The sequence below is a fragment of the Micromonospora sp. NPDC051924 genome (assembly GCF_055586005.1).
The window spans coordinates 57,722-81,107 of sequence record NZ_JBVJJA010000034.1 but is presented as its reverse complement, the minus strand read 5'-3'; the positions used below and the strand labels follow the sequence as shown (position 1 = coordinate 81,107).

Genomic DNA, 23,386 nt, shown 5'->3' with positions numbered 1-23,386 from the left:
GGGGTGAAGAAGGGTGTGGGGGGGGGGGGGTGGGGGGGGGGGGGGGAGGGGGGGGGGGAGAGGGGGGGGGGGGGGGGGGAACCCCCCCCCCCCCCGCCCGGTTCACCCCCTTGTCAGCACCGCCACAGACGCGGTCCGACGTTCTTTGCGTACTCGCCACCGGTCCGCGCGTGCCCCACGACCAGCCCGGTATCGGACACCGCCGCCGCCAGAGCGGTCTGCCCGGCGGGCACCTGGAGCTCGGCCGCGGTGCCCGCGCGCAGCACGGCGCCGTTGGCCACGACCCAGCCGGCGGCGCTGACCGCCTCGCCCGGACCGCCCACCGGCAGTTGGGTCACCTCGCCGGTCCGCAGGTTCCACAGCGCCGCGGACCGGGACGGCCACAGGCCCCCCGACGCCCAGTCGCCCTGCGCCGCGTAGGCGGCGCTGGTCTGGCCGGCCGGCAGCCTCAGCTTCCGCCCCTTGCCCTGCTGGTCCCAGGCGTACGCCGCGTGGGCCATGCCGTTCTTGTACATCGCGCCGACGACAGTCCCGTCGTCGGTGATGTCGTAAGCGTTGGCGCCGTCGGGAAGCGGCAGCTTGACGGCTTTCGTCGACCCCGCCTTCCAGAGCAGGACGATGCTGTCCTTGCCACCCGAGTTGCCGCTCGGCTCCGCGTTGATGACCACGTCGCCGGCCGCGTTGATCGCCGGGGTCGGGTACACGTGCCAGTTCCCCGGCGGGGTGCGCAACCGGGTGTACGCGCCCTTCTCGTAGCGGAAGACGTACTCCTGCTTGGCATCCTCCACCAGGCCGACCGCGACCCCGCCGACGTTGACGGCGGTCACCTGGACCGATCTGCCGGGCACCGGCAACGCCTGCGGCTCGCCGTCGGTCCACAGCACCGGCCGGAAGTCCTGCCCGACCACGCCGTTGCCGACGATGTACCGCCCGGTCGGATCCACCCCGCCGGCCGTGACGTCCTTCATCCCGCCCGGCACGGGCAGCTCCGTCACCGGGCATGCGCCGGCTGAAATCGTGGGGGTCGCCGCCGCCGGGAGGGTCGAGGCAATGGTGGGGGGCGCGTCCGCCGGCGCGGTCGCGCCGGTCGAGCTGCCGCCGGCCGGGGCCGCTGCGGGGTGCGCTCCCACCGTGGTCACGATCGACGGCACCGCCGCCAGCACGGCTGTCGCCAGCGCCACGCCTCCGGCCCCCTGAACCGAATGGCGGCGAAAGGCGCGCCGGCGACCGGACTGGACCAGTGCGTCGATCTCGATACGGCTGGCCGGCACGTCCACCGCGCGCAGCCGGTCCCGCAGCTCCTCTTCGTCGTTCATGACCGGGCCCTCCCTCCCTGTGTGATGGTGACCGGACGCCCCGCGTCGAGCGCCGCGCGCAGCGCGGCCAGACCCCGGGAACACTGGCTCTTGACGTTGCCCACCGAGCACCCGAGAGCTGCCGCGGTCGCCTCCACGGACAGGTCGCCGAAGTAGCGCAGCACCACCACGGCCCGCTGGCCCTTGGGCAGCGAGCGCAGCGCCGCCAGCAGCGCGTCCCGCTCCTCGACACCGTGCTCGGCGGGGTCGGGCAGGTCCGGCAGGCGGTCGCCGAGCAGCACTTTGGACCACCCGCGCCGCCGCTCGTCGAGGTAACGCCGCACCAGGATTCGGTGCACGTACCCGTCGAGGTTGTCGGCGGCGGCGGCCCGCTTCCAGTGCACGTAGAGCGCGGTGAGGGTCGTCTGGACGATGTCGTCCGCCTGGAAGGCGTCGGCGCAGAGCAGGTACGCCGTGCGGTGCAGGCGGGGTAACCGTGCCCGCACGTACTCGACGTACTCCCTTTCGAGGTCGGGCCGCATCGTGCTCCCTTGGTCAGCCGGCGTGGACGGTGGGCTCTGGTCGTCTCTTAGTCGGCGGTGGTCGGGAGGAAGGTTGCACGGTCGCCCGTTCGGTAGGTTGCCGGGTGACGAGGGGGCCGCCGGCCGGCCCTGGGCTGCGGGGGGAGGACGTCATGTCGGCGCAGCGGGCAGTGTTGGTCATTCCGGGCAGTAATGGCTGCTGGCACGTACCCCAGCAACTGTTCGCCGCCGACGCGGCGCGGCTGCGCGGCGCGGAGCTGCACCACCTGTCGTGGCGCGGCGAGGTCCCGGCCGAGCCGGCGGAGCGCGGTCCGTGGGCGGTCGAGCAGATCGGCGCGGCGCTACGCGAACTGCCCGAGCCGCTGGTCATCGCCAACTCGCTCGGCACGCTCGCCGCGGGTCTCGCTGCCGACCGGGGCCTACCGGCCGTCTGGATCACGCCGTTGCTGCACCGCCCGGAGGTGGTCGACGGGCTTCGCCGCGCCGCCGCGCCCTGCCTGCTCATCGGCGGTACCGCGGACCCCAGTTGGCGTCCGGAGCTCGCCCGCGAGCTGTCGCCGTACGTGTGCGAGGTGCCGGAGGCCGACCACGGGCTGCGCGTGCCGGGACCGCTCGCGCGGTCGGCGGCGGTGCTGGGCGAGGTCGCCACGGCGGTGGAGGAATTCCTCGACAAGGTGCTCTGGCCATGTTGTGCGGTGGTCAGTCGGTCGGGGGAGTGATCAGGTGGAGCACGCCACTGACGATGAACGCCAGGCCGAAGAGCATGAACCCGACCCCCGCGACATACCGGCCGAGCAGGAATGCGGGGTGGCGCGTCGCCTCCTCCGGGGGTAGGTCACGTCCCTCCATGAACGTGGTGAACGGAGTCCGCGCGATGCGGCGGGCGTGCTCGTCGGCCACGCCGAAGAGGTTGGCGGTCCAGACGAGACCGACGAAGCCGAGCAGCAGGCCGAATCCGATGAGGCCGAGCCCTTGCTGGACGTACCGGGGCATGGCGACTCCCGAGGTGGGCGGCGGGGTGCGGCGACCGGGAGCCAGCGTAGGCGAGGACGGACCTGGGTGACGTACCCGTGCCGGTGGGCGGGGTTCGGACGGGGCGGCCAGGGCTGACGCCGGCTGGAAGGATCGCCGGCATGGCCACCCTGTCCCACCCCGACGACCTGGCGTCCCCGGCGGTGTGTGCCGATCCCGACGGCGACGCGGCCTCGGCCGGTTCGGCGCCCTCCGCCGTCGCGATCCCTCGGATGGTGCGGGAAGAAAATCTCGTCGGCTTCACGGCCGGCCAGTTCCTGGAGGTGACGGAGGCCGTCACGATGATCCTGACCCTGCCGCAGTCAGCCGCCGACCACGTCGACGCGCTCGTGGTCGCCACCGGCCAGGGCGAGGAGTGGCGTCTCACGCACGCGATCCGGCACTGGGAGGCGAATCGAGGGCTGCGCCACCTCCTGGTGGCGAACGGGAATCCGGCGGAACAGACCTATGTCGAGATCACCCTCGACCACCTGCGCGGCCTCGGCCTCCGACGTACCAAGGGGGTGTGTCTGCAGGCCGAGCCGGCTCCCAACACCGGCCTGCAGGCCGCCTGGATCGTCGACCAGGTCCGTGCGTTCGGCATCAGCAGCCTCGCGGTCACCGTCTCCCCGTACCACCTGGCGCGCGTCTACCTCACGGTCCTCAGGGCGTTCATCCGGAGCGGGACGCGCCTTCCCCTGATCCCGCTGCCCGTGGCCGTCCCCCCGGACGCACCTGTCCCGGAGACCGGAGCGACCGCCTACGACCTCGTACCCGGGGAGGTCCAACGCATCCTCACCTACCAGGCCAGGGGATGGGTCGCCACACCGGAGGAAGTGCGGCAGTACCTCCACTGGCTGTGGAGCCGTCATCCGGTCCTCCTCGGCAGAGCCCGTCGGTCACCGTCGCTGACGCCGTACGGGACTGTCGGCCACCGGGCTGGAGATTAGAATCCACCGCCATGACCTCTTCGCACCGGTCGCACGTCGGCGCCGTCGAGCCGAGGGGCATCGAAGACCAGGACGAGGGGCCAGGATCCGAGCAGCAACCCCCGGCCTCGGCGCCCGGCCGTCCTCGCCGACGAATCGCGATCCTCGTCGCGGCGATTCTCGTACCCGTCCTGCTCATTGCCGCGGGTGCGACCGCCTACATCGTCGGGGGTTCGCACGACGACGGTACGTTCCGGGCGGAACCACCGGCCTGCAAGACGCTCGAACCGAGCCTGCACCTGCTCGCGACGCCCTACATCGTGCAGCAGGACGGATCGAACAACTGCGATCTCTTCCTGCCCAGGGACCACCCGCTCTACATCTCCGCTCCCGTGATGACCGTGTCCTACTACGTCGCGACCCCCGAGGGAGGGGATGCGCCGGCCGCTGCCAGTCGTGTCCTGCGTGAACCGGGGCCACAGTTCACGGCGCTGTCCGGCATCGGTGACGAGGCGTACTCCCGGAATCGGAGTGTCTTCCTGCGAGTCAGCAACCTGGTCGTGGCGATCGCGGTGTTCGCCCGCGTAGTGAGCGCGGAGCCCCAGATTCACGCCTTCGCCGCCGACCTGGCCCGTCGCCTCGAACGGAGCTGAGGCAGGCCCACCCGGGCCGCCTGTCGCCTCCAGCGAAGATGGACAACCATTGACGGCTGGGTCAGACAGCGCTGTGCCTGGTCGGCTGCCATCCGCATCCAGCCTGTACTGAATCTTGCCAAGCTCTTCGGTGGTCGACAGTATGAGCCGACCCGACAAGAGTGTGGGAGCCCGGCCATGGAGATTGAGCCACCGGAGAACCGCGGATTGGCTGCCTTCATGGTCGCCTCCGGCTCTGCTGGGCTGATACTGCTACTCACCAGCGACGGCCGCCGTTCGCTGATCCTCGCCCTGGTGGCCTTCGCCTGCTTCATCGTCTCCGTCGCTCTGCTCGGCTTGAGTTCGGTTCTGCGGCAGCACGAGGTTTGGCGCGCCTGGTCTGACCGGCAGCGGTTGACCGATGAGAAGGCTGACGAAGAGATCGCGAGCTGCTAGGACTCCGGTCGGGGCGGAGGTCTGTGACGGGGCTTCCCCCGGCGGGCGCGCACCAGAGACGGCAACAGCGCACGGCGACCTCGCCCAACACGCCATGTCGCCCGGTCGATCGGCATGCTGGGACTCGCTCTGCCCGGTGGTCGGTAACCTTTCGCCGCCGGCAAACACAGACAGGGATATGAACGTCGTCAACGAACGCGACGCCGACTGGTTCCGCGGCATCTACGCCCGGCACTACCCGGACGTCGTGCGCTACGGCCTGAGAAGGCTCGGCGGCACCGCCGCAGCAGAGGAGCTCGCCCAGGAGGTCTTCCTGGTCGCCTGGCGGCGGCGGTGGGAGGTCCCAGCACGGACGCTGCCCTGGCTGTACGGCGTCGGGCGCCGCCTGCTCGCCAACCACTGGCGCGCCGAGCGGACCGCCCCACCAGCGCTCGAACTCGTGGATGCGCCGTCGGCCGACCGGCACGACGCGGTCGCTCGTCTGGTCGACGTACGCGCCGCGCTGACGCAGCTGTCAGACGACGATCAGGAGATCCTGCGGCTCGTCGGCTGGGAGCAGCTCTCCGCAAGCGAGGCCGCCCTGGTCCTCGGCTGCGGCATCGCGACCGCGAAGGTCCGGCTGCACCGGGCTCGCCGACGGCTCACCGACCTGCTGCGCGAACAGCCCGCCGCCGCACCCGTCCCGATCGGAGGAACACGATGAGCAAGCAGATCCATGCGCTGCTGGAGCAGGCCGATCCGGCCCGCGGTGTTGTCGTCGGTCCCGGCGACGCCGACGCGGTCCTGCGCCGCGCTGCGACTGACATCACCGCCTATGACGCCGTACGGCCGCGCCGCTCGACCCGGGGCGCCGTGCTCGCCGCGGCGGCCGTCGCCGTAGCTGTCGCTGGCGTGTTCGCGCTGCCCGGCCTCCGCCCCGCTCCCGGGCCGATGCCGGGACCGCCGCCAGCGCCCGGCTCCTCCGGCGCGGCGACCAACTGCCTGGCCACGCTCGCCGACCACGTCGCGCCGGCGCCGTACGACGGCGGGTCGGGCCGGTACGAGTACGTGCACACCCGCAGCATGAGCGGCATGACCGTCGCGGCCCGCGACAACACGACGCCCGCGTCGGCGACCTGGGAGGAGGAGGTGAAGCTGTGGAGCGCCGCCGACGGCTCGGGGCGTCGGATCGTCCACCGCGGGCCGGTGCGATACCAGGACGAGGCGTCCCGCCAGCTCTTCGCGCAGCATCCCGAGGCGCTGGGCAGCGCGCACGGGGATGGGACCTTCGCGGCCGGCGAGCGCAAGCGGCGTCCCCTGCCCCAGGCGGCGCCAGCGGCGATGGCCGCGCAGCTGTACCAGCCACGCGAGAACGGGCCCTCGGCCGCGCTCGTCAGCGTCGCGGAACTCAACGCGGCGCGAATCCTCGACGCGCCGCACCGGGCTGCGGTGCTGCGCTTCCTCGCCGACACCGACGGCGTCACCTGCGCCGGCGAGACGCAGACCAAGGTGGGCACCGGGCTCCTGGTAACGGCGCCGATCGGCAAGGGGCCACGCCCGAGCCCCGGCAACCACGGCTCCGAAGCCCTGCTGTTCGACACGCACACCGGCGAGCTCATCGCCGCGGGTAGGGGACCCGACCGTTGGACCACCGTGTACCTCGACCGCGGCTACACCGAGCGAACCGGCTGAGGAAGCGACCCGGCCGGCTCGGACCCTCTGCGCCGAGCCGGCCGCGTCGACCGGACGTGGCACAAGATCCGGGCTGCGGCCGGCCTCGACCGGCTGCGTCTGCATGACCTGCGGCACGCCTGCGCCACGTTCCTGCTCATCTCCGGTGCCTCGCCTCGGACCGTGCTCGGTCACAGACAGGTCGGGCTGACCGTGAATACCTACGCCCATGTCCTGCCCGAGATGGAGCGGCCGCCGTGGACGAGGCCGCGAAGCACCTCTTCGGCTGACTTGGCTGTACGAATGGCTGTACGCGAGCCGTGGTGATCGATGGGCTGGGAACGACAAGCCGTTGATCTGGGACGGTGGTGGTGCGCCCGGCCGGACTCACACCTGCGGCCTTGGGATTAGAAGAAGATCGGAGGGGACTGGTAGGGGAGCCATTCTCCTGCTCAGCCCGTCCGTCACTGTCGGATGTCGTCGGCGTAATGGCCCGCTAATGGCCCGGCCAACGGGGGCCCTAGATATCGACCCCTACACCGCCGCCTCCGGAGGGACGTACCTCATCCGGTCGCATCCTGCCGTCGAGCTGGGCGAACGTCAGCCGAGGCAAGGGAGAGCGGACAGCTTCGGCACGTGGTTCGGCGCAGCGGCGCCCCACACGGCCGGCGCGCTGCTCTGTGGCGACCATGATCCGATAGGTAGTCTCCGCTCATGATCGCGCTGCCTCTCGCCCCACATTCATGGCGAGTCCGCGCGTTCATGGCGACTCCGCGCCGCGCCGCTGCCTTTACCGCGACCGCGAATCGGAACTCTTGGCGGAAGTACTCGCGCCAAGTTGCCGCAGTGGATTCCAAAATCAAGATGGAATCCGGACATTCCATTCGAAGGAGGATTGGGTGATGAAATTTAATTCGAAGATTCCAGGATTGATCATAGGCGTATTCTTCATTTCATTATCCTTGATTGGATGCACCGAGAATGGGGAGTCAGGCGGGGTGACAAACATTTTCGAAATCGCCAATACTGAAGAGGTTGTTGGCAAGAAGGGCGAAGAAGTATTGACGCTCAGGAAGCATTATATGATTGTGAATCCACCAGAAGATTTGATAGATTTAAAGGATTTAGTTGAGGGATACGTCAAGAATCATCCAGTCGAAAGCGAGAACAAATTCGTTCATTTGTCTTTCTATAGGGAAGGTAGCGATTTGCCAAGAGATTGGCAACCTGATGAAGGTTACATGAATACAGATCGACTGGAACATCATAAAAGCGATCTCATTGCATCGATCACCTGGTCAGATGCTCAACCACAGAAAGAATTCAATGTTTATAGTAAAAGTAAGGGAGGAAAAATCCTGAAGCGGATGCGTTTCATCGAGGATCGGCTTGTTGAGTGAGTGCGCAGACCGGCCCCGACAGGTGTCATCCAAGCCTAGGAGTCGCACCGGTTCCGGCTCCACTTGCCTCCTGCGCGCCCCGCCTACTGACCCGTGGATTGCCCGTCCGACCATGCCAGCCGTCGTCCCTGATACGGCGGCGCCGGCAGGCTGGCCACTAGCATGGCCGATGCCAGCCGAGGGGATCGCAATGCATGCGGCAGTCCGCTTCCTAATGGTCACTACTCTGCAAATTGCCGGAGTAGTCATTGCCTTCGCCTTCCTCGCGACATTGCTCTTCGAGCCTGGCGAATGGAGGAAGCCGGACTGGTTCCTGGACTTACTGCCGGCTTCCACGTTCCACCGGCCAATCCAACGTTCCCACCGCTGATCCGCAACTCGCTTGGTGACGCGGAGCGGGAGGAGTTGGTGCCGACGTCCTGCGGGGTCATCGGCTTGAAGCGCTGTACGTGTGCGCGCTGACGGTCGGGCTCCGGCGTGGAGAGCTGCTTGGGCTCGCCTGGTCGGATATCGACTTCGACGCCGGCACCTTGACGGTTCGGCAAACCGTTCGGCGGGCCGAGGGCCGCTTGCGGCTCGTGACACCAAGACGGAGCGGTCCCGGCGAACGGTGCCTGTGCCGGCGCAGAGGCTCGCGCTGTTCCGGGCTCATCGCCGGTATCAAGCCGTCGATCGATTGGCAGCGGGGGAGCGGTGGCAGGATCACGGCCTGGTCTTTCCGTCCAAGGTGAAGGACGTCGATGGACCGGGACCACGTCGACCGGACGTGGCACAAGATCCGGCCTGCGGCCAGCCTCGACCGGCTGCGTCTGCATGACCTGCGGTATGCCTGCGCGACGTTCCTGCTCATCTCCGGTGCCTCGCCTCGGACCGTGCTCGGTCACAGACAGGTCGGGCCGACCATGAATACCTACGCCATGTCCTGCCACCGGGAGCCGTGGTGATCGATGGGGCCGGGAACGACAAGCCGTTGACCTGGGACGGTGGTGGTGCGCCCGGCAGGATTCGAACCTGCGGCCTTGGGATTAGAAGTCCCCTGCTCTATCCGCTGAGCTACGGGCGCGCGGCGACGTGTCGCGCCAAGAGGGTACCGCCGTACCGGGGATCCGCGCGGGAACGGGTGGTCGTGGCCACGTCGATGATCAGGGTGCCATGAGTGGCCCCGCCGCGACATCCGGGATACGTGGGGCGGTGGCCGGGGTCCGGTCCGTACCCTCGGCGTCGTGCTGCTCGACCACGATACCGAGAACGAGATCATCTACGAGCTGTGCCAGCTGCTCGGGCGCGCCATCGTGCCCGTCAGCCGGTCCGAACGATCGGGCGGCCCCGTTGAGGGCTTCGGCACCGCCTTCTTCTACACCGAGCTGGTCGGTGCCACCGACGACGGAGAGGTGGTGCAGGAGTGGCTGCTCACCGCCGGCGCGTCCGCCCGGGCCGGGTACGGGGAGATCGGGCTGCGGCCGAGCGTCACCGACCCACCGGAGGCGGCGGCGGAGCCGATCGAGCTGCCCGGGTTCGCCGACCGGTGGCTGCACCTGGCGGAGACCGGCGTGGCCGCGATGCCCACCGGCGGCCTGCACGGGTACGCCGAGGACCAGGGCTGGTGCTGGCGTATCCAGCCGGTGACCGATGCGGTGGCCGTGGGCGGCGCGGCGGTCGCCCGAATCGGCGCGACGCCCGGCTCGGCCTTCGTGCTGGCCCTCGGCGTCGCCGAGAACGGGTCCCGGCCCCTGGAGGCGGTGATCGAGCGGGTCGTCCGGGACGGCGACGCGCTGCGGATCACCACCGGGCTGCCTGACGGGTACGTCGGCGCGCCGGTGTTCGGTGTCGAGACCGGCGCCGACGGTGAGCTGGCGCTGCACTGCCTCGGCCTGGTGCTGCCGGCCGAGGCGGGCGGTCACCCGGTGGCGACGTTCGACCGGATCCGTGCGGCCCTCGGCGAGGCCACGGCCGGCTTCCGCTGACCCGGTCGGCTCAGCCCTCGGCGCTCGCGCCGGCCCGGTCGTCCGCCGGCCGGCGCGCGGCCGGCGGGCCGTCGGGCTCCGGGTCGGTCGGTCCCGCGCCGAGGAATCCCTCCGCCCACCGGCCGACCTCCGCGAAGACCTTCTCGCGTACGGCGGGGCCGGAGAGGGTGAGGTCGTGCAGGCCGCCGTCGAACCGGGCCAGGGTGACGTGCGGGCCGAGTCGGGGCGCCCAGCGGACCATGTGCTCCACGTCGAGCACCGCGTCGGCGAGGGTGGCCGACTCGTGCCACTTCGTGCCCCGGTAGCTGCGCGTCGAGCAGGCCAGCAGCACCGGCACCCGGATGTCCAGGCCGGATCGGAGCTGCCGCTGGCCGGCCCGGATCGCGTTGATCCAGCCGGCCCGCACGGGGAACCCGGCGAGCGGCTTCCAGGCCAGGTCGTACCGCCACTCACCGCGGTGATCGGCGTGCAGGCTCTCGCCGTACACGGTGCCGAGCCCGAACGGCAGGATGCGGTGCGGCGCCCGGCGGCCCAGCCGGGAGACGGCGGCCGCGAGGGGTCGGCGGACCAGCCAGGGTGCGTTGATGTCGAAAAAGGGACTGTTGAGGACGATCCCGTCGACCAGGCCGGCCTCGCGGCGGGCGTGCGCCCAGAGCGAGACGATCAGGCCGCCGGTGGAGTGGCCCATGGCGAGCAGCGTGTCGTGCCCCTCGTCCGCCCGGATGATCTGCGCGGCGGCGTCCAGCTCGGGGAAGTAGTCGCTGAGGTCGCGGCAGAAGTTCGGGGTCTGGTGCGGCTGCAGGCTGCGGCCGTACTTGCGCAGGTCGAGCGCGTAGAAGTCCCAGCCGCGCTCGGCGAAGAAGTCGGCGACGTGGGTCTGGAAGAAGTAGTCGACGAAGCCATGCACGTAGAGCACGGCCCGGCCGGTCGGGCGCTCGGCCCGGCGGCGCACCAGCGTCGCGACAAGCGGACCCTCGTCGTCGGTGCCCAGCTCGATGGTCTGCCGCTCGTACGGCGGTCCCAGCACGTCGGGTTCCACGACCGCGACGGTACGCCGCCCCGCTACCCGGCGGTAGCCCCCGCGGACCCGACCTTCCCGGCGTGCGGCATGTCGGGGTGTCCCTGTTTCCGGACACCCCGACATGCCGCACCGCGGTATGGATCACCACCGCCGTCGGGGGCGGACGCGCGGTCGGGTCAGGCGGTCTCGGCGTCGACCCCGTCGAGGTCGGCGTCGTCGTCCGTCACCTGGCCGGCGCCGGGCTGGGCCAGCTCCCGGATGTGCTTGTTGTGCCGCGGCTCCTGCCGGGTCTTCGCGTCGTTGAGCCGGCGGCGCAGATCGTCCCGGACGTCGTTCAACGCGGCGTGCAGGTCCTCCTCGGCGGAGGTGGTGACGATCTTCTGCCGGCCCGCGATCCAGCACTCCAGGGTCACCTTCTGACCCCGGGATGCGCGGTCCTTCACCGACACCTCCAGCTCGGTGGCGTCGGCGTGGAATCCGGCGAGCCGGGCGTCCAGGGTGGCGAACTGCTCCGCGATCCAGTTCCGGTCCCCCAGGGAGAACCCGACGCCGACACGCAGGCACTCGGCCACGGTCGCGGGGTTCGTCACGGCGCTCATCGCCCGGCCTCGCAGACGTCTCGGAGAAGCATCGTCGCTCCCTTTCTCTCGGTTGATCAACTCCTTACCCAGTCGGCCTGCGTCCGGAACCGCCCCGTCCGCCCGCCAGTTCGATCATGCTGCGCCGCAGGTCGGCGGCACAGGGACCGTGGTCCCTAGCAGACGGGACCTTGATCAGGTGGTTGTCCACAGCCCGCCCCGTCATCCACAGCCGCACCGGCGCGGCTGGTGGCGGGGCCACCGCCGGTCGAGGCTCGGTCCGACAAGCCGAGTCTCCCTGGAGGGGCGATGTTCGATACGTACGTCACCATCGTCGGCAACGTGCTGACCGCGCCCGAGTGGCGCCGTACCACCCAGAGCAACACGCTGGTGGCCAACTTCAAGGTCGCCTCGACCGCCCGCCGGCTCGACCGGGACTCCGGCCGGTGGGTCGACGGCAACAGCCTGCGCGTGCGGGTCAACTGCTGGCGGAAGCTGGCCGAGGGGGTGGCCGCCTCGGTGATGGTCGGCGACCCGGTCATCGTCGCCGGCCGCCTCTACACCCGGGACTGGACCGACGACGCCGGTAACCACCGCACCCTCTACGAGCTGGAGGCGGTCGCGGTCGGGCACGACCTGGCCCGGGGGCGCGGCCGCTTCCTGCGCAACCGCCCGGGCATGGCGACCAGCACCGTGGAGGACGCCGAGGCGGAACGCCGCGTGCACGGTGAGGCGACCGAGCCGGTCCTGGACGCGCACGCGCCGAGCTCGCTCGACGACCGCCCGCTCGACGACGAGTTCGAGGCGCTGGAGTTCGCCGGCCCGCACGTCGATCACGGGCCCGCCCACGACCTGGACGGGTTCCCGGCGGGTGACTTCGACGAGGCGGCCGACCCGTTCGACCTTGCCGACCGGGACGGCGACGAGCGGGACGACGCGGTGACCGCCCCGGGCGGCGGCGCCACCGAGCCCGACGAGGCCGACGAGGCCGACCGGCCCGCTCCGGGCGGCGACGCCGACGGCGTCACCCCGACCGGCCGCGGCCGGCGGGGCGGGCGGCGGTCGCCGGTGCCCGCCTGATCCGCAGGCGGGTCGTGCAACGGGGGAGCGGGGTGGCGACGCCGACGTGGCCACCCCGCCGTACGACTAGGCTGGCCGGCCGGAGGTGGTGACGGGTGCGGCAGGCGACCGCCATGGCGACCGCGGCGGGACTGGTGGCGGGTTACGCCCTGGACTCGTTGCTCGGCGATCCCCGCCGGTTCCATCCGGTGGCCGGCTTCGGCCGGGCCGCCGGCGCCCTGGAACAGCGGATCTACCGGCCGGACCGGGCGGCCGGCGCGGCGTTCACCGCGCTCGCCGTCGGCGCCCCGGTGCTGCTCGGGGTGGCCGGCACCCTCGCCACCCGGCGTCGGCCGCTGGCCCGCGCCGCGCTGGTCGCCGCGGGCACCTGGACCGTGTTGGGCGGTCGTACCCTGCGGCACGAGTCCCGGGTGATGGCCCGGGCGCTGGGCTCCGGCGACCTGCCCACGGCGCGCCGCCGGCTCAACCACCTCTGCGGCCGCGACCCGTCGGCCCTGGACGAGCCGGAGCTGGCCCGGGCCACCGTCGAGTCGCTCGCCGAGAACACCTCCGACGCCGTCGTCGCGCCGCTGGTCTGGGGTGCGGTCGCCGGGCTGCCCGGCCTGCTCGGCTACCGCGCGGCGAACACGCTCGACGCGATGGTCGGCCACCGCTCGCCCCGCTACGCCCGGTTCGGCACCCCGGCCGCCCGCCTGGACGACCTGCTCAATCTCGTCCCGGCCCGGTTGACCGGGCTGCTCACCGTCGCCGTGGCGCCGGCCGCGCACGGCGATCGCCGGGCGGCCTGGCGGGTGTTCCGGCGGGACCGGAACGACCACCCGAGCCCCAACGCCGGGCAGTGCGAGGCGGCGATGGCCGGGGCGCTCGGCGTCCGACTCGGCGGGCGGAACGTCTACTTCGGCCGCTCCGAAACCCGCCCGTTCCTCGGCGACGGGCCCCGGCCCGAGGCGCGGCACCTGAAACGGGCCGCCTGGATCTCCGGCGCGGTCGGTCTGGTCGCGCTCGGCCTCGGCGCGGCATATCCGGTGACCCTGGGGCGCCTGCTCGGGGTGGTCGGCCGGTCCGCGCTGCGCGGCGTGGTCCGGGTCGGGTCGGCGGCCCGGGGCGCGGCGGCGGTCCCGCACCGGGTCGGGCCCGGCGGCGCCGTGCGGCACCCGCACCGGGCCGGGCGCGGCCAGCAGGGCGTGGCCCTCGACCGGGCGGGGCGGGGGAGCGGGCGGTGAGCGGCGGGCTGCTGGTCGCCGGCACCACCTCCGACGCCGGCAAGAGCGTGCTCACCGCCGGCATCTGCCGGTGGCTGCGCCGCCGGGGAGTGCGCGTCGCGCCGTTCAAGGCGCAGAACATGTCCAACAACTCGGCGGTGGTGGTCGGCCCGGACGGGCGCGGCGGCGAGATCGGCCGGGCCCAGGCGATGCAGGCCGCCGCCTGCGGGATCGCCCCCGACCTGCGGTTCAATCCGGTGCTGCTCAAGCCGGGCAGCGACCACGCGAGCCAGGTGATCCTGCTCGGCGAGGCCGTCGACACCGTTACCGCGGGCAACTTCCGCACGCTGCGGCCCCGGCTGGCCGAGACCGCCTACGCGGCGCTGGGCGAGCTGCGGACCGCGTACGACGTGGTGATCTGCGAGGGGGCCGGCAGCCCGGCCGAGATCAATCTGCGGGCCGGGGACTACGTGAACATGGGCCTGGCCCGGCACGCCGGGCTGCCCACGATCGTGGTCGGCGACATCGACCGGGGCGGCGTGTTCGCCTCAATTTTTGGCACTGTGGCCCTGCTCGACCCCGCCGACCAGGCCCTCGTCGCCGGTTTCGTGATCAACAAGTTCCGGGGGGACCGCGGGCTGCTGCAACCCGGGCTGGACATGCTGCACCAGGTCACCGGCCGCCCCACCTACGGGGTGCTGCCCTGGGCGCTGGACCTCTGGCTGGACGCCGAAGACTCGCTCGCCTACGGCCGGGTGCTCGGCCGGCCGGCGGCCCCGCGCGGGACCGACTGGCTCGACGTCGCCGTGGTCCGGTTGCCCCGGATCAGCAACGCCACCGACGTCGAGGCGCTCGCCACCGAGCCGGGCGTCCGGGTACGCCTGACCGTCGAGCCGGCCGAGCTGGCCGCCGCCGACCTGGTCGTGCTCCCCGGTTCCAAGTCGACCGTGGTCGACCTCGCCTGGCTCCGGGAGACCGGCCTGGCCGACGCCGTGTCGGCGCACGCCGCCGCCGGCCGGCCGCTGCTCGGCATCTGCGGTGGCTTCCAGATGCTGGCCCGGGCGATCCACGATCCGGTGGAGAGCCGGCAGGGCAGCGTCCCCGGGCTCGGCCTGCTCCCCATCGAGATCACCTTCGATCCGCGCAAGACGGTCCGCCGCGCCGCCGGCAGCGCCGACGGCGACGTCCCGGTCCACGGCTACGAGATCCACCACGGATACGTCTCCGCCACCGATCCCGGCCTGCCGCCGCTGCTGCGCCATGCCGACGGCACCGGCGAGGGTGCCCGGCTCGGCCCGGTGCACGGCACCCACTGGCACGGCGCCTTCGAGGCCGACGGCTTCCGCCGCCGGTTCCTCACCGAGGTCGCCCGGCTGGCCCGCCGGACCGGCTTCAAGGTCGCCCCGGACACCGAGTTCGCGGCCGCGCGCGAGCGGACCCTGGACCTCCTCGGCGACCTGGTCGAGGAGCACCTGGACACCGGCGCCCTGTGGCGACTGGTCGAGTCCGGTCCGCCGCCGGGCCTGCCGTTCATCCCGCCCGGCGCGCCCCGATAACCAGCCGGCCCCTCAGTAGCGGACGTCCGCGGGGCGGTCGGACATCGGCAGGCCCGCCTCCTGCCAGCCCTGCACGCCGCCGATCATGTCCGTGGTCCGGCGCAGGCCGAGCGCCTGCAGGCCGGCGGCGGCCAGACTGGAGCTGTAGCCCTCGCGGCACACCACCACGATCTCGCGGTCGTACCCGTTCGCCTCGGGGATCCGCCAGTCGCTCGCCGGGTCCAGTCGCCACTCCAGCACCGTCCGGTCGATGACGATCGAACCGGGGAGTTCGCCCTGCTCGCGCCGCTGCACGTCGGTACGCGTGTCGATCAGCAGCGCCCCGGCGCGGACCGCCTCGACGGTCTCGTGCGGGGTGAGCCGGCGGAGCCCGGCCCGTGCCTGTTCCAGCAGGGCGTCGACGCCCGGACTCATCACGTCATGGAGCACCACCCGATGATGCCGGCCGGTCGCGGGCCGCGCCGGGTGAACGACCCGCCAGCGCCGGGCCGCCGCGACGAAATCCCTCGGAGGCGGTAGCCGATGCGGCGGATCCGGGGGTGCCCCGCCACGACCGGGTGTCCTCCGGTCGTGGCGGCGGGCGTCAGGCCGGGTCGAGCGCTGCCGCCACCGCCGCGGTGAACTCCTCGGGCGCGTCGAGCATGACGTTGTGCCCTGCGCCGGGGACGGTCACCACCCGCACGCCGGCGGCCGCCAGTCCGGCCGCGTCGTGCACCGGGTCGCTCTGTCCGCCCTGAACGAACGTCCGTGGCATCGGCAGGCGCTCCAGCAGGTGGCGCATCGTGGGTCGAGTGCCGGCGACGAGCCCCACCGCCGTGCGGTGCAGGCCGACCGGATCAGCGAGCCGCATGGTGGCGGCCCAGACCGGCCCGACCCGGTCCAGCGTCTCGGCGTAGCCACCGGCCAGGAAGTCCGACTCGGAGTACCGGGCAGCGCCACTGCTCGCGGCCGTCGACGGCGGGTTCGGGTCGAGGTTCGCCTCGACGAGCACCAGCCGGCCGACCAGATCCGGCCGCCGGTGGGCGAGCACGATCGCGACCGCGCCACCCATGCTGTGCGCCATCAGATCGGCGTCGCGGACGCCGGCCTCGTCGAGCGTCGCGGCCAGCGCCGCGGCGTGGTCCTCAAGGGTGTAGCCGAACGCGGCTGGCCGGTCGCTCAGCCCGAAGCCGAACAGGTCGACGAAGAGCGACCGGTGCCCAGCCAGCCCGGGGCGGGTGGCCACCGGCACGAAGTACGCCGCCGATGTGGACCCCAACCCGTGCACGTACACCCGGGCCGGGTTCTCGCCGGCGATCTCCACCCAACGCATCTGGGCCCCGTCCGGGCCCACCATCGCAGCACGCATGGCCGACACAATACATCCGCGCCGAGGTATATCGGAAGCGGGATATCATCGGCGGGTGCTCGAACTCGCGATCCTCGGCTTCCTCGCCGAGCAACCTCTGCACGGTTACGACCTCAAGCGGAGAGTGGCCCAGCTGACCGGGCACGTGCGCCCGATCGCCGACGGCACGCTCTACCCGGCGATCAAGCGGCTGGAACGGGCGGGCTGGCTGACCCGGCGGGCCGAACCCGGATCGCGGGCGGCGCCCCGGCAGATGTTGGTCCTCACCGAGCAGGGCCGCGCCGAGCTCCGGCGCCGGCTGGCCGAGCCCGAGGAGGTGGAGATCAGCGACGAGAACCGCTGGTTCACCCTGCTCGCCTTCCTCCGCCACGTGGACGACCCGGCGGCCCGTGACGGGGTGCTGCGGCGCCGGTTGGCCTTCCTGAGCACCCCGAGCAGTTTTTTCTATGAGGGAGACCGGCCGGTGCGCGCGGAGGAACTGGACGACCCGTACCGGCGGGGGTTGCTCACCATCGCCCGGGCCACCAGCCGGGCCGAACTGGCCTGGCTGCGGGAGACGCTGGGCGAGCCGGAGTGAGGCCGGTGGCGGTGGTCGAGGCGTACGCCGGGCTGGCCCGCCGGGTGCTGGCCCGGCCGGCGCGGTTGGGGCGTACCCGGCTGGTGGCGGTCGACGGGCCGAGCGGCGCGGGCAAGAGCCTGTTCGCGACCCGCCTCGCGGACGCGTTCGCCGCGCTCCCCGGCGGCGACCGGCCACCGCTGGTCCGCACCGACGACCTGCTCGACGGGTGGGACGACCAGCTCACCTTCTGGCCCCGCCTGGAGGAGTGGGTGCTGGGCCCGGTCCGCGCCGGCCGGCCGGGCGCCTACCGGCGGTACAGCTGGGTGCGGCGCTGCTTCCTGGACCGGCCGGTGCCGGTGCCGGTGGTCCCGGTGCTCGTTGTTGAGGGGGTGAGCGCGGCGCGGGCGCAGGTCCGCCCCGAGCTGACCCTGTCGGTCTTCGTCACCGCCCCCGCGCCGCTGCGGCTCTCCCGCGCGGTCAGCCGCGACGGCGCGGAGATCCTGCCCGAACTGCGCCGCTGGCACGCGGGGGAGCGGACGCACTTCGCCGCCGACCGCACCGAGGCGGCCGTGGACGTGGTGGTCGACGGCGCCCCCGGGCTGCCGCACGATGCGGACCACTATTACGTCCGCCGCCCCTGACCGCCGGGGCGGGGCTGCCGATGCCGGACGTCGACCCGGCCGCGTGCCGCGCCGGGACGGCCACCGGGAGGGCCGGGAGCAGGCTCGGGCGGTGCCGCGCGGTAAGGCCGGCATACGATGCCGGTCATGACCTCACCGATCATGTCCGAGTCCGAGGTGCGGGCTGCCGTCAAGCGTGAACTGCCCGGAGTCCGTGCCGACCTCGAACGCCTCGTCCGCATCCCGGGCATCGCCTTCGAGGGCTTCGACCACTCGCACGTCGAGCGTTCCGCCGAGGCGGTGGCGGAGTTGCTGCGCGGCTGCGGCCTCGACACGAAGATCGTGCGCTCCGGCGGCCAGCCGGCGGTGATCGGGAAGAAGCCCGCCCCGCCCGGCGCGCCCACCGTGCTGATGTACGCCCACCACGACGTCCAGCCGGTCGGCGACCTCACGCTCTGGCTGTCCGACCCGTTCGAGCCGGTGGAGCGGGACGGCCGCCTCTACGGCCGGGGCGCGGCCGACGACAAGGCCGGCATCATGGCGCACATCGCCGCGCTGCGGGCCTTCGGCGACCAACTCCCGGTCGGCGTGGTCCTGTTCATCGAGGGCGAGGAGGAGTACGGCTCGGACTCGCTGGAACGGCTGCTCGCCGAGCACCGGGCGGAGCTCGCCTCCGACGTCATCGTGATCGCCGACTCCACCAACTGGGACGTCGGCGTGCCGGCGCTGACCACCTCGCTGCGCGGCATCGTCAACTGCTTCGTCGAGGTGCGCACCCTCGACCACGCCGTGCACAGCGGCATGTTCGGCGGCGCGGTGCCGGACGCGCTGACCGCGCTGGTCAAGCTGCTCGGCACGCTGCACGACGACGCCGGCGACGTGACCGTCGACGGGCTGGTCGGCCGGGAGGGCGCCAGCGTCGACTACCCGGAGGACCGGTTCCGCGCCGAGGCGGGCCTGGCCGAGGGGGCGGAGCTGTTCGGCACCGGCCGGATCACCGACCGGCTCTGGACCAAGCCCGCCCTGGCCATCCTCGGCATCGACGCCCCGGCCACCGGCGAGGCGCCGAACGCGCTGGTCCCGTCGGCCAAGGCGAAGCTGAGCGTACGGCTGGCGCCGGGCGACGACCCGAAGAAGGCGTACGCGGCGCTCACCGCCCACCTGGAGCGGCACGCCCCGTGGGGCGCGCACGTGACGGTGACCTTCGAGCACGACGGCGCGCCCTGCGTCATCGACGCCACCGGTCCGATGTTCGAGGCGGCGCGGGCGGCGTTCCGGGGCGCCTGGGACGGCACCGAGCCGGTCGACATCGGCGTGGGCGGCTCGATCCCGTTCATCGCCACCTTCCAGGAGATGTTCCCGGCCGCGGCGATCCTGGTGACGGGCGTGGAGGACCCGCACGCCCGGGCTCACGGCCCGAACGAGAGCCTGCACCTGGGCGAGTTCGCCCGGGTCTGCCTGGCCGAGGCGCTGCTGCTGGTGAAGGTCGCCGAGGCGGGCGCGAACGGCTAGGCCGCGTTCCGTCGATCGCCGTCCGGGCCCGCCGTGGCCCGGCCGGTGATCGGCAGGACATGAATGGGGCCCGTCAGGTGTCGGAACCGTAACTTCGGGGCCGATGTCGGAGTTTCCGATGTGTCGGGCGACGGGGTGTTATAGCCTCTCGAACATGCGTACGAATGACGAGATGGCGCGGCTCCAGGCCGCCATCAGTGCTCTGGGGGACGTCGATGTCTCCGCGTGGCCCGAGGACACGCTCAAGGAACAGCTCGGCGAGCTTTCCGCCGCGCTGGTCACGCTCGACGGGCTGCTGACCCGGGTCTCCGACGAGGTCCGTGCCCGCGGCCTGCGGATCGAGGAGCCGGTCCTCGCTTGACCGGGATCGGCCCCGGACCCACGTCCACGCCCCGCCGGTCCCGGGGCCGGGGGCGGCCCGGGGAAGCGATCCACTCGGATTGCGGCAGGTCAGGCTCATTGTCTCGCCGGCGCCCGCGACATTCCGCAACCGGAGTGGATCACCGGTGGGGACGCCGCGGGTTTCCGCAGCCGGAGTGGATCATCGGCCGGATGGCCCGCCGTGTCGGTGGTGGCTGGCAGGATGACCTGCGTGCGGTTTCTCGACCTGGCGGCCACCTCCGCCGCGGTGGGCGCCACCAGCGGCCGGCGGGCCAAGGTGGAGCTCCTCGCCGCGGCCCTGCGATCGCTCGACCCCGGGGAGGTCCCGGCCGGCGCCGGCTACCTCGCCGGTGAGCTGCGGCAACGACAGACCGGGGTGGGCTGGGCGGCCCTGCGTGACCTGCCGCCACCGGCGGCCGAGCCGACCCTGACCGTCGGTGGGGTCGACGCGGCCGTCGAGGAGATCTCGGGCGTGCGCGGCCCCGGCTCACAGGGGCGCCGGCGGGAGCTGGTCGGCCGGCTCTTCGCGGCCGCCACCGCCGACGAGCAGCGGCTGTTGGCCGGCCTGTTCCGCGGTGAGCTGCGCCAGGGCGCTCAGGCCGGCCTGCTCACCGACGCGGTGGCCCGGGCCGCCGAGGTGCCGGTGGCGGCGGTCCGCCGGGCCCTGCTACTCGCCGGCGACCTGCGGGCCGTGGCGGTCGCCGCGCTCACCGGCGGCGCCGCGGCGCTGGCCGGGTTCGGGCTGCAGGTGGGTCGTCCGCTGGCCCCGATGCTGGCCCAGAGCGCCCCCACGGTGGACGAGGCGCTCACCGCCACCGGCACCCCGGCGGTGGTCGACGTGAAGCTCGACGGCATCCGGATCCAGGTGCACCGGTCGGGCCAGGACATCGCGGTCTTCACCCGCAGCCTGGACGACATCACCACCCGGCTGCCCGAGGTGGTGGCCGCCGTGCGCGCGCTGCCCGCCCGGGAGCTGGTGCTCGACGGCGAGGCGATCGGGCTGGACGCCACCGGGCGTCCGCTGCCCTTCCAGGAGACGTCCAGCCGGGCGGCGCGGCGCACCACGCCCAGCACCACCGGGGGCACCCCGGTGGCGCCCGCGGTGCTCGCCGCCGCCGAGCGGACCGGCGACGCGGTGCTGACGCCGTACTTCTTCGACCTGCTGCACCTCGACGGCGCCGATCTGATCGACCTGCCCGGCCGGGAACGGTGGGCCGCGCTGGCCGGCGCGGTCGACCCGACGCTGCTGGTCGGCCGGGTGGCGGTGAACGACGCGGAGCAGGCCGCCGCGGCGTTCACCGCCGCGATCGACGCCGGCCAGGAGGGGGTGGTGGTGAAGGATCCGGCCGCCCCCTACGACGCCGGACGGCGCGGCTCGGCCTGGGTCAAGGTCAAGCCCCGGCACACGCTCGACCTGGTGGTGCTGGCGGTCGAGTGGGGCAGCGGCCGGCGCCAGGGCTGGCTGTCCAACCTGCATCTCGGCGCCCGTGATCCGCACACCGGCGAGTTCGTGATGCTCGGCAAGACGTTCAAGGGGCTCACCGACGAGCTGCTCCGCTGGCAGACCGAGCGTTTCCTCGGCCTGGCCGTGGAGAAGGGGGACTGGGTGGTCCGGGTCCGTCCGGAGCAGGTGGTCGAGATCGCCTTCGACGGGGTGCAGACGAGCAGCCGCTACCCGGGCGGCATGGCGTTGCGGTTCGCCCGGGTGGTGCGCTACCGCGACGACAAGACCGCTGCCGAGGCCGACACGATCGACGCCGTCCGGGCCATCCACGAGGGCCGGGTCGGCTGAGACCGCCCGGCGGCGTCGGAGGCGACGGCGCGCCGCCTCCGACGGCCCGGTCACGCCAGCGAGAGCGAGCGGGCGTAGTTGACCTGGTTGTTGATCTGTTGCACCTGGAACTGGTCCACCACCGGGATCCGGGCCACGTACTGGTGGCCGCCGTTGGTGACCGTCACCTGCACGGTGCCGTGGTGTCGCGTCTCCTTGACCAGCAGGAAGAGCAGGCTGAACACGGTCAGGCAGAAGAAGCCGAGGACGGCGGCGACCACGGCCCAGGTCGCCACCTTCTCCTCCTTCCGCCAGTGGTCGACCACGTGCCAGGAGGCGCCGGCGAGCGGCAGCACGCCGGCCGGCGTACGGATCACCGGCGGGGTCACCATGATCTCGCCGATCTGCACGGCCACCACGGACTGCGCGGGGGCCAGCGGACCCGCCGGCAGATGCGGTCCCGCGAACGGCGTCGTGGGCGGCCCGGACACCACCGGAGGCGCGGAGAACTGCGCCGTGAAGGGCGGCGCGGAGACGGCCGGGAGTGTGCCGAACGGCGCGGTGACCGGGGGCGCGGAGAACTGTGTGGTCATGGGCGGGGTGGGCGCGGCCGGCGGCGCGGCGACCGGTGGCGTCGGGAGGGCCGGTGCCGAAAAGCGCGTGGTCGGTGCGGCGTCCACCGGCTCGACCCGGGCCGGCAGCACCGGAAGCCGCTCGGTGGGAGGGGCGACGGCGGGCGGCATGGCGGCCCACGGGTCGTACGCGGCGGAGGCGGGCGGCTCCGCGGGCAACGGCCTGGTGGGGTCAGGGGTCACCGGGACCCCGCACGCTTGGTGATCATGGGCGGGACCCTACTCCGTCACCCGTGCCCCGTGTGCCCGCCGATTGTCCGGTTCGGATCCCCCTGGACCGGTCAGGCGGAGGTCGGGGAGGCGGGCTCGGCGGCCCGGTCGACCGGCGGACGGGGCCGGTCGAGGCCGGCCGTCCGGCGGGCCTCCCGGCGGGCCACCCAGCCGTAGCCGACGAGGCTCATGCCGGCGAAGAGCCACCACTGCACCACATACCCGAAGTTCTGCCAGTTGTTGGTGTGGCCGATCGGGACCGTCTGGAACGCCGAATCGGCGGCCGGCGTCTGCTGGTCGAGCAGCACGTAGCCGCCGGCCACCGGGTAGGGGAGTTGCCGGGCGATCCGGGGGACGCTGATCCGCCGGGTCTCCAACTTGCCCTCGCGTCGGTCGACCACGCCGCCGCCGCTCTCGCTGGACACCACTCGGCCGGTGACCGTGACGTCGCCGCTCGGCGCGGCCGGGACCTGCGGCTGGGTGGTGGCGTTGCCGTCCGGGGCGGGCGGGATCCAGCCCCGGTCCACCAGCACGGCGCTGCCGTCGGCGAGGACCAGCGGGGTGAGGACCTCGAAGCCGACCTCGCTGTCGACCGTACGGCCGCGGACCAGGACGACGTTCGCGGTGTCGTAGCGGCCGGTGGCGGTCACCTTTGTCCAGGTCACGCGCTCGGCCGGGGCCGGGCCGGTGCTGCCGGGACCGCCGCTCGGGGCGGGCAGGGCGTCCCGCAGCGGCGCGGGAGCCATCGTGGATCCGGCGTCGATCCGCTCGTTGATCGCGGTCCGGCCCCGGTAGCGGTCCAGCTGCCAGTTGCCGAGGAACACCATCAGCGCGGCGGCGACCAGGGTCAGCGCGAGATAGCCCAGCCAGCGCGGGGTCAGCAGGAACCGGTACACGTTTGCCAAGGCTACCCGTGTGAGCGGCACCACCGGCCCGCGCCGGGCCACAAAGCCGGTCGGATCGGCGGCCGTCCCGAAGGTGAGGCGAGGCGCACCGGGCGGAACCGACCGGCGGCCGCCGCGCGCCGGAACCGGGCG

27 protein-coding genes and 1 tRNA gene are annotated in these 23,386 nt (G+C 72.7%); 18 read left to right on the top strand and 10 right to left on the bottom strand.

What is annotated here, in order from left to right; genetic code table 11:
- Nucleotides 1–113: 113 nt before the first annotated feature.
- Complete coding sequence (locus ACZ6S5_RS24715) at nucleotides 114–1,316, bottom strand: hypothetical protein (protein WP_466004086.1); 1,203 nt, start codon at nucleotides 1,314–1,316, stop codon at nucleotides 114–116.
- Complete coding sequence (locus ACZ6S5_RS24710) at nucleotides 1,313–1,837, bottom strand: SigE family RNA polymerase sigma factor (protein ID WP_466004084.1); 525 nt, start codon at nucleotides 1,835–1,837, stop codon at nucleotides 1,313–1,315. Before ACZ6S5_RS24710 ends, ACZ6S5_RS24715 begins: the two co-directional genes overlap by 4 nt.
- A 152-nt stretch (nucleotides 1,838–1,989) precedes the next feature.
- Here ACZ6S5_RS24710 and ACZ6S5_RS24705 point away from each other — a divergent pair, with 152 nt between their 5' ends.
- Complete coding sequence (locus tag ACZ6S5_RS24705; protein ID WP_466004082.1) at nucleotides 1,990–2,556, top strand: alpha/beta fold hydrolase; 567 nt, start codon at nucleotides 1,990–1,992, stop codon at nucleotides 2,554–2,556.
- On the opposite strand, the gene ACZ6S5_RS24700 is transcribed toward ACZ6S5_RS24705, so the two are convergent.
- Nucleotides 2,537–2,830 carry a hypothetical protein gene (locus tag ACZ6S5_RS24700; RefSeq protein WP_466004080.1) on the bottom strand — a complete coding sequence of 98 codons (294 nt, stop codon included), beginning with the start codon at nucleotides 2,828–2,830 and terminating at the stop codon, nucleotides 2,537–2,539. The genes ACZ6S5_RS24705 and ACZ6S5_RS24700 overlap by 20 nt on opposite strands.
- A gap of 251 nt (nucleotides 2,831–3,081) precedes the next feature.
- Here ACZ6S5_RS24700 and ACZ6S5_RS24695 point away from each other — a divergent pair, with 251 nt between their 5' ends.
- The 8 genes from ACZ6S5_RS24695 to ACZ6S5_RS24660 all read left to right on the top strand — a co-directional run bounded on the left by ACZ6S5_RS24695 (nucleotide 3,082) and on the right by ACZ6S5_RS24660 (nucleotide 8,859).
- Nucleotides 3,082–3,798, top strand: coding sequence for a hypothetical protein (locus ACZ6S5_RS24695; protein ID WP_466004106.1), 717 nt, complete (start codon nucleotides 3,082–3,084; stop codon nucleotides 3,796–3,798).
- Nucleotides 3,799–3,809: 11 nt separating this feature from the next.
- On the top strand, nucleotides 3,810–4,430 hold the full coding sequence (locus tag ACZ6S5_RS24690; RefSeq protein ID WP_466004078.1) for a hypothetical protein: 621 nt from the start codon (nucleotides 3,810–3,812) through the stop codon (nucleotides 4,428–4,430).
- 177 nt (nucleotides 4,431–4,607) lie between these two features.
- Nucleotides 4,608–4,865, top strand: a complete 258-nt coding sequence (locus ACZ6S5_RS24685; RefSeq protein WP_466004076.1) for a hypothetical protein — start codon at nucleotides 4,608–4,610, stop codon at nucleotides 4,863–4,865.
- A 178-nt stretch (nucleotides 4,866–5,043) separates the two neighbouring features.
- A complete protein-coding gene (locus ACZ6S5_RS24680; RefSeq protein WP_466004074.1) occupies nucleotides 5,044–5,568 on the top strand; it encodes an RNA polymerase sigma factor in 525 nt (174 codons plus the stop codon).
- On the top strand, nucleotides 5,565–6,536 hold the full coding sequence (locus ACZ6S5_RS24675) for a hypothetical protein (RefSeq protein WP_466004072.1): 972 nt from the start codon (nucleotides 5,565–5,567) through the stop codon (nucleotides 6,534–6,536). Before ACZ6S5_RS24680 ends, ACZ6S5_RS24675 begins: the two co-directional genes overlap by 4 nt.
- 27 nt (nucleotides 6,537–6,563) lie before the next feature.
- Entirely contained in the window at nucleotides 6,564–6,842 is a 279-nt protein-coding gene (locus ACZ6S5_RS24670; protein WP_466004104.1) for a tyrosine-type recombinase/integrase, read from the top strand.
- Nucleotides 6,843–7,258: 416 nt separating this feature from the next.
- Nucleotides 7,259–7,915 carry a hypothetical protein gene (locus tag ACZ6S5_RS24665; RefSeq protein WP_466004070.1) on the top strand — a complete coding sequence of 219 codons (657 nt, stop codon included), beginning with the start codon at nucleotides 7,259–7,261 and terminating at the stop codon, nucleotides 7,913–7,915.
- 740 nt (nucleotides 7,916–8,655) lie between these two features.
- Complete coding sequence (locus ACZ6S5_RS24660; RefSeq protein ID WP_466004068.1) at nucleotides 8,656–8,859, top strand: site-specific integrase; 204 nt, start codon at nucleotides 8,656–8,658, stop codon at nucleotides 8,857–8,859.
- Between the two features lie 43 nt (nucleotides 8,860–8,902).
- Here the strand turns inward: ACZ6S5_RS24660 and ACZ6S5_RS24655 are convergent.
- Nucleotides 8,903–8,978, bottom strand: a tRNA-Arg gene (locus tag ACZ6S5_RS24655).
- Nucleotides 8,979–9,138: 160 nt separating this feature from the next.
- Between ACZ6S5_RS24655 and ACZ6S5_RS24650 the strand changes: the two genes are divergently transcribed.
- The gene (locus ACZ6S5_RS24650) at nucleotides 9,139–9,879 is read left to right on the top strand and encodes a hypothetical protein (RefSeq protein ID WP_466004066.1); all 741 of its coding nucleotides are present in this window, start codon (nucleotides 9,139–9,141) and stop codon (nucleotides 9,877–9,879) included.
- Nucleotides 9,880–9,889: 10 nt separating this feature from the next.
- Here the strand turns inward: ACZ6S5_RS24650 and ACZ6S5_RS24645 are convergent, their stop codons facing one another.
- Together ACZ6S5_RS24645 and ACZ6S5_RS24640 are read right to left on the bottom strand one after the other, a co-directional pair.
- Nucleotides 9,890–10,918 carry an alpha/beta hydrolase gene (locus ACZ6S5_RS24645; RefSeq protein ID WP_466004064.1) on the bottom strand — a complete coding sequence of 343 codons (1,029 nt, stop codon included), beginning with the start codon at nucleotides 10,916–10,918 and terminating at the stop codon, nucleotides 9,890–9,892.
- A gap of 158 nt (nucleotides 10,919–11,076) precedes the next feature.
- Nucleotides 11,077–11,499, bottom strand: coding sequence for an HPF/RaiA family ribosome-associated protein (locus tag ACZ6S5_RS24640; RefSeq protein WP_466004062.1), 423 nt, complete (start codon nucleotides 11,497–11,499; stop codon nucleotides 11,077–11,079).
- A gap of 288 nt (nucleotides 11,500–11,787) precedes the next feature.
- On the opposite strand from ACZ6S5_RS24640, the gene ssb reads away from it, so the two are divergent.
- From ssb to ACZ6S5_RS24625, 3 genes are all read left to right on the top strand, one after another.
- The gene (gene ssb / locus ACZ6S5_RS24635; RefSeq protein WP_466004060.1) at nucleotides 11,788–12,558 is read left to right on the top strand and encodes a single-stranded DNA-binding protein; all 771 of its coding nucleotides are present in this window, start codon (nucleotides 11,788–11,790) and stop codon (nucleotides 12,556–12,558) included.
- A gap of 113 nt (nucleotides 12,559–12,671) precedes the next feature.
- Nucleotides 12,672–13,781, top strand: a complete 1,110-nt coding sequence (locus tag ACZ6S5_RS24630) for a cobalamin biosynthesis protein (protein WP_466004103.1) — start codon at nucleotides 12,672–12,674, stop codon at nucleotides 13,779–13,781.
- Nucleotides 13,778–15,316: a cobyric acid synthase gene (locus ACZ6S5_RS24625; RefSeq protein ID WP_466004058.1), complete on the top strand. Its 1,539-nt coding sequence runs from the start codon at nucleotides 13,778–13,780 to the stop codon at nucleotides 15,314–15,316. The genes ACZ6S5_RS24630 and ACZ6S5_RS24625 overlap by 4 nt, the downstream gene beginning before the upstream one ends.
- Before the next feature lie 12 nt (nucleotides 15,317–15,328).
- On the opposite strand, the gene ACZ6S5_RS24620 is transcribed toward ACZ6S5_RS24625, so the two are convergent.
- Together ACZ6S5_RS24620 and ACZ6S5_RS24615 are read right to left on the bottom strand one after the other, a co-directional pair.
- The gene (locus tag ACZ6S5_RS24620; protein ID WP_466004101.1) at nucleotides 15,329–15,730 is read right to left on the bottom strand and encodes a rhodanese-like domain-containing protein; all 402 of its coding nucleotides are present in this window, start codon (nucleotides 15,728–15,730) and stop codon (nucleotides 15,329–15,331) included.
- Between the two features lie 169 nt (nucleotides 15,731–15,899).
- Complete coding sequence (locus ACZ6S5_RS24615; RefSeq protein ID WP_466004057.1) at nucleotides 15,900–16,664, bottom strand: alpha/beta fold hydrolase; 765 nt, start codon at nucleotides 16,662–16,664, stop codon at nucleotides 15,900–15,902.
- Nucleotides 16,665–16,719: 55 nt separating this feature from the next.
- Between ACZ6S5_RS24615 and ACZ6S5_RS24610 the strand changes: the two genes are divergently transcribed.
- The 5 genes from ACZ6S5_RS24610 (at nucleotide 16,720) to ACZ6S5_RS24590 (ending at nucleotide 21,528) form a co-directional block, all read left to right on the top strand.
- Complete coding sequence (locus ACZ6S5_RS24610; protein WP_466004055.1) at nucleotides 16,720–17,241, top strand: PadR family transcriptional regulator; 522 nt, start codon at nucleotides 16,720–16,722, stop codon at nucleotides 17,239–17,241.
- A complete protein-coding gene (locus tag ACZ6S5_RS24605; RefSeq protein ID WP_466004054.1) occupies nucleotides 17,238–17,864 on the top strand; it encodes a uridine kinase family protein in 627 nt (208 codons plus the stop codon). Before ACZ6S5_RS24610 ends, ACZ6S5_RS24605 begins: the two co-directional genes overlap by 4 nt.
- Nucleotides 17,865–18,005: 141 nt before the next feature.
- Nucleotides 18,006–19,355 (top strand): M20/M25/M40 family metallo-hydrolase, encoded by a 1,350-nt coding sequence (locus tag ACZ6S5_RS24600; RefSeq protein ID WP_466004099.1) that lies wholly within the window; start codon nucleotides 18,006–18,008, stop codon nucleotides 19,353–19,355.
- Nucleotides 19,356–19,509: 154 nt separating this feature from the next.
- Nucleotides 19,510–19,716, top strand: a complete 207-nt coding sequence (locus ACZ6S5_RS24595) for a hypothetical protein (protein ID WP_466004052.1) — start codon at nucleotides 19,510–19,512, stop codon at nucleotides 19,714–19,716.
- A gap of 231 nt (nucleotides 19,717–19,947) precedes the next feature.
- The gene (locus ACZ6S5_RS24590) at nucleotides 19,948–21,528 is read left to right on the top strand and encodes an ATP-dependent DNA ligase (RefSeq protein ID WP_466004051.1); all 1,581 of its coding nucleotides are present in this window, start codon (nucleotides 19,948–19,950) and stop codon (nucleotides 21,526–21,528) included.
- A gap of 50 nt (nucleotides 21,529–21,578) precedes the next feature.
- On the opposite strand, the gene ACZ6S5_RS24585 is transcribed toward ACZ6S5_RS24590, so the two are convergent.
- Both ACZ6S5_RS24585 and ACZ6S5_RS24580 read right to left on the bottom strand, forming a co-directional pair.
- The gene (locus ACZ6S5_RS24585) at nucleotides 21,579–22,322 is read right to left on the bottom strand and encodes a hypothetical protein (RefSeq protein ID WP_466004050.1); all 744 of its coding nucleotides are present in this window, start codon (nucleotides 22,320–22,322) and stop codon (nucleotides 21,579–21,581) included.
- Between the two features lie 98 nt (nucleotides 22,323–22,420).
- Nucleotides 22,421–23,245: an SURF1 family cytochrome oxidase biogenesis protein gene (locus ACZ6S5_RS24580; RefSeq protein ID WP_466004048.1), complete on the bottom strand. Its 825-nt coding sequence runs from the start codon at nucleotides 23,243–23,245 to the stop codon at nucleotides 22,421–22,423.
- Nucleotides 23,246–23,386: the final 141 nt, after the last annotated feature.

Bases quoted from the DNA above. Each gene is read 5' to 3' on its own strand.
- ACZ6S5_RS24715 (WP_466004086.1), bottom strand. From the start codon at position 1,316: ATGAACGACGAAGAGGAGCTGCGGGACCGGCTGCGCGCGGTGGACGTG.
- ACZ6S5_RS24710 (WP_466004084.1), bottom strand. From the start codon at position 1,837: ATGCGGCCCGACCTCGAAAGGGAGTACGTCGAGTACGTGCGGGCACGG.
- ACZ6S5_RS24705 (WP_466004082.1), top strand. From the start codon at position 1,990: ATGTCGGCGCAGCGGGCAGTGTTGGTCATTCCGGGCAGTAATGGCTGC.
- ACZ6S5_RS24700 (WP_466004080.1), bottom strand. From the start codon at position 2,830: ATGCCCCGGTACGTCCAGCAAGGGCTCGGCCTCATCGGATTCGGCCTG.
- ACZ6S5_RS24695 (WP_466004106.1), top strand. From the start codon at position 3,082: ATGGTGCGGGAAGAAAATCTCGTCGGCTTCACGGCCGGCCAGTTCCTG.
- ACZ6S5_RS24690 (WP_466004078.1), top strand. From the start codon at position 3,810: ATGACCTCTTCGCACCGGTCGCACGTCGGCGCCGTCGAGCCGAGGGGC.
- ACZ6S5_RS24685 (WP_466004076.1), top strand. From the start codon at position 4,608: ATGGAGATTGAGCCACCGGAGAACCGCGGATTGGCTGCCTTCATGGTC.
- ACZ6S5_RS24680 (WP_466004074.1), top strand. From the start codon at position 5,044: ATGAACGTCGTCAACGAACGCGACGCCGACTGGTTCCGCGGCATCTAC.
- ACZ6S5_RS24675 (WP_466004072.1), top strand. From the start codon at position 5,565: ATGAGCAAGCAGATCCATGCGCTGCTGGAGCAGGCCGATCCGGCCCGC.
- ACZ6S5_RS24665 (WP_466004070.1), top strand. From the start codon at position 7,259: ATGGCGAGTCCGCGCGTTCATGGCGACTCCGCGCCGCGCCGCTGCCTT.
- ACZ6S5_RS24660 (WP_466004068.1), top strand. From the start codon at position 8,656: ATGGACCGGGACCACGTCGACCGGACGTGGCACAAGATCCGGCCTGCG.
- ACZ6S5_RS24640 (WP_466004062.1), bottom strand. From the start codon at position 11,499: ATGAGCGCCGTGACGAACCCCGCGACCGTGGCCGAGTGCCTGCGTGTC.
- ssb (WP_466004060.1), top strand. From the start codon at position 11,788: ATGTTCGATACGTACGTCACCATCGTCGGCAACGTGCTGACCGCGCCC.
- ACZ6S5_RS24630 (WP_466004103.1), top strand. From the start codon at position 12,672: ATGGCGACCGCGGCGGGACTGGTGGCGGGTTACGCCCTGGACTCGTTG.
- ACZ6S5_RS24620 (WP_466004101.1), bottom strand. From the start codon at position 15,730: ATGAGTCCGGGCGTCGACGCCCTGCTGGAACAGGCACGGGCCGGGCTC.
- ACZ6S5_RS24615 (WP_466004057.1), bottom strand. From the start codon at position 16,664: ATGCGTGCTGCGATGGTGGGCCCGGACGGGGCCCAGATGCGTTGGGTG.
- ACZ6S5_RS24600 (WP_466004099.1), top strand. From the start codon at position 18,006: ATGTCCGAGTCCGAGGTGCGGGCTGCCGTCAAGCGTGAACTGCCCGGA.
- ACZ6S5_RS24595 (WP_466004052.1), top strand. From the start codon at position 19,510: ATGCGTACGAATGACGAGATGGCGCGGCTCCAGGCCGCCATCAGTGCT.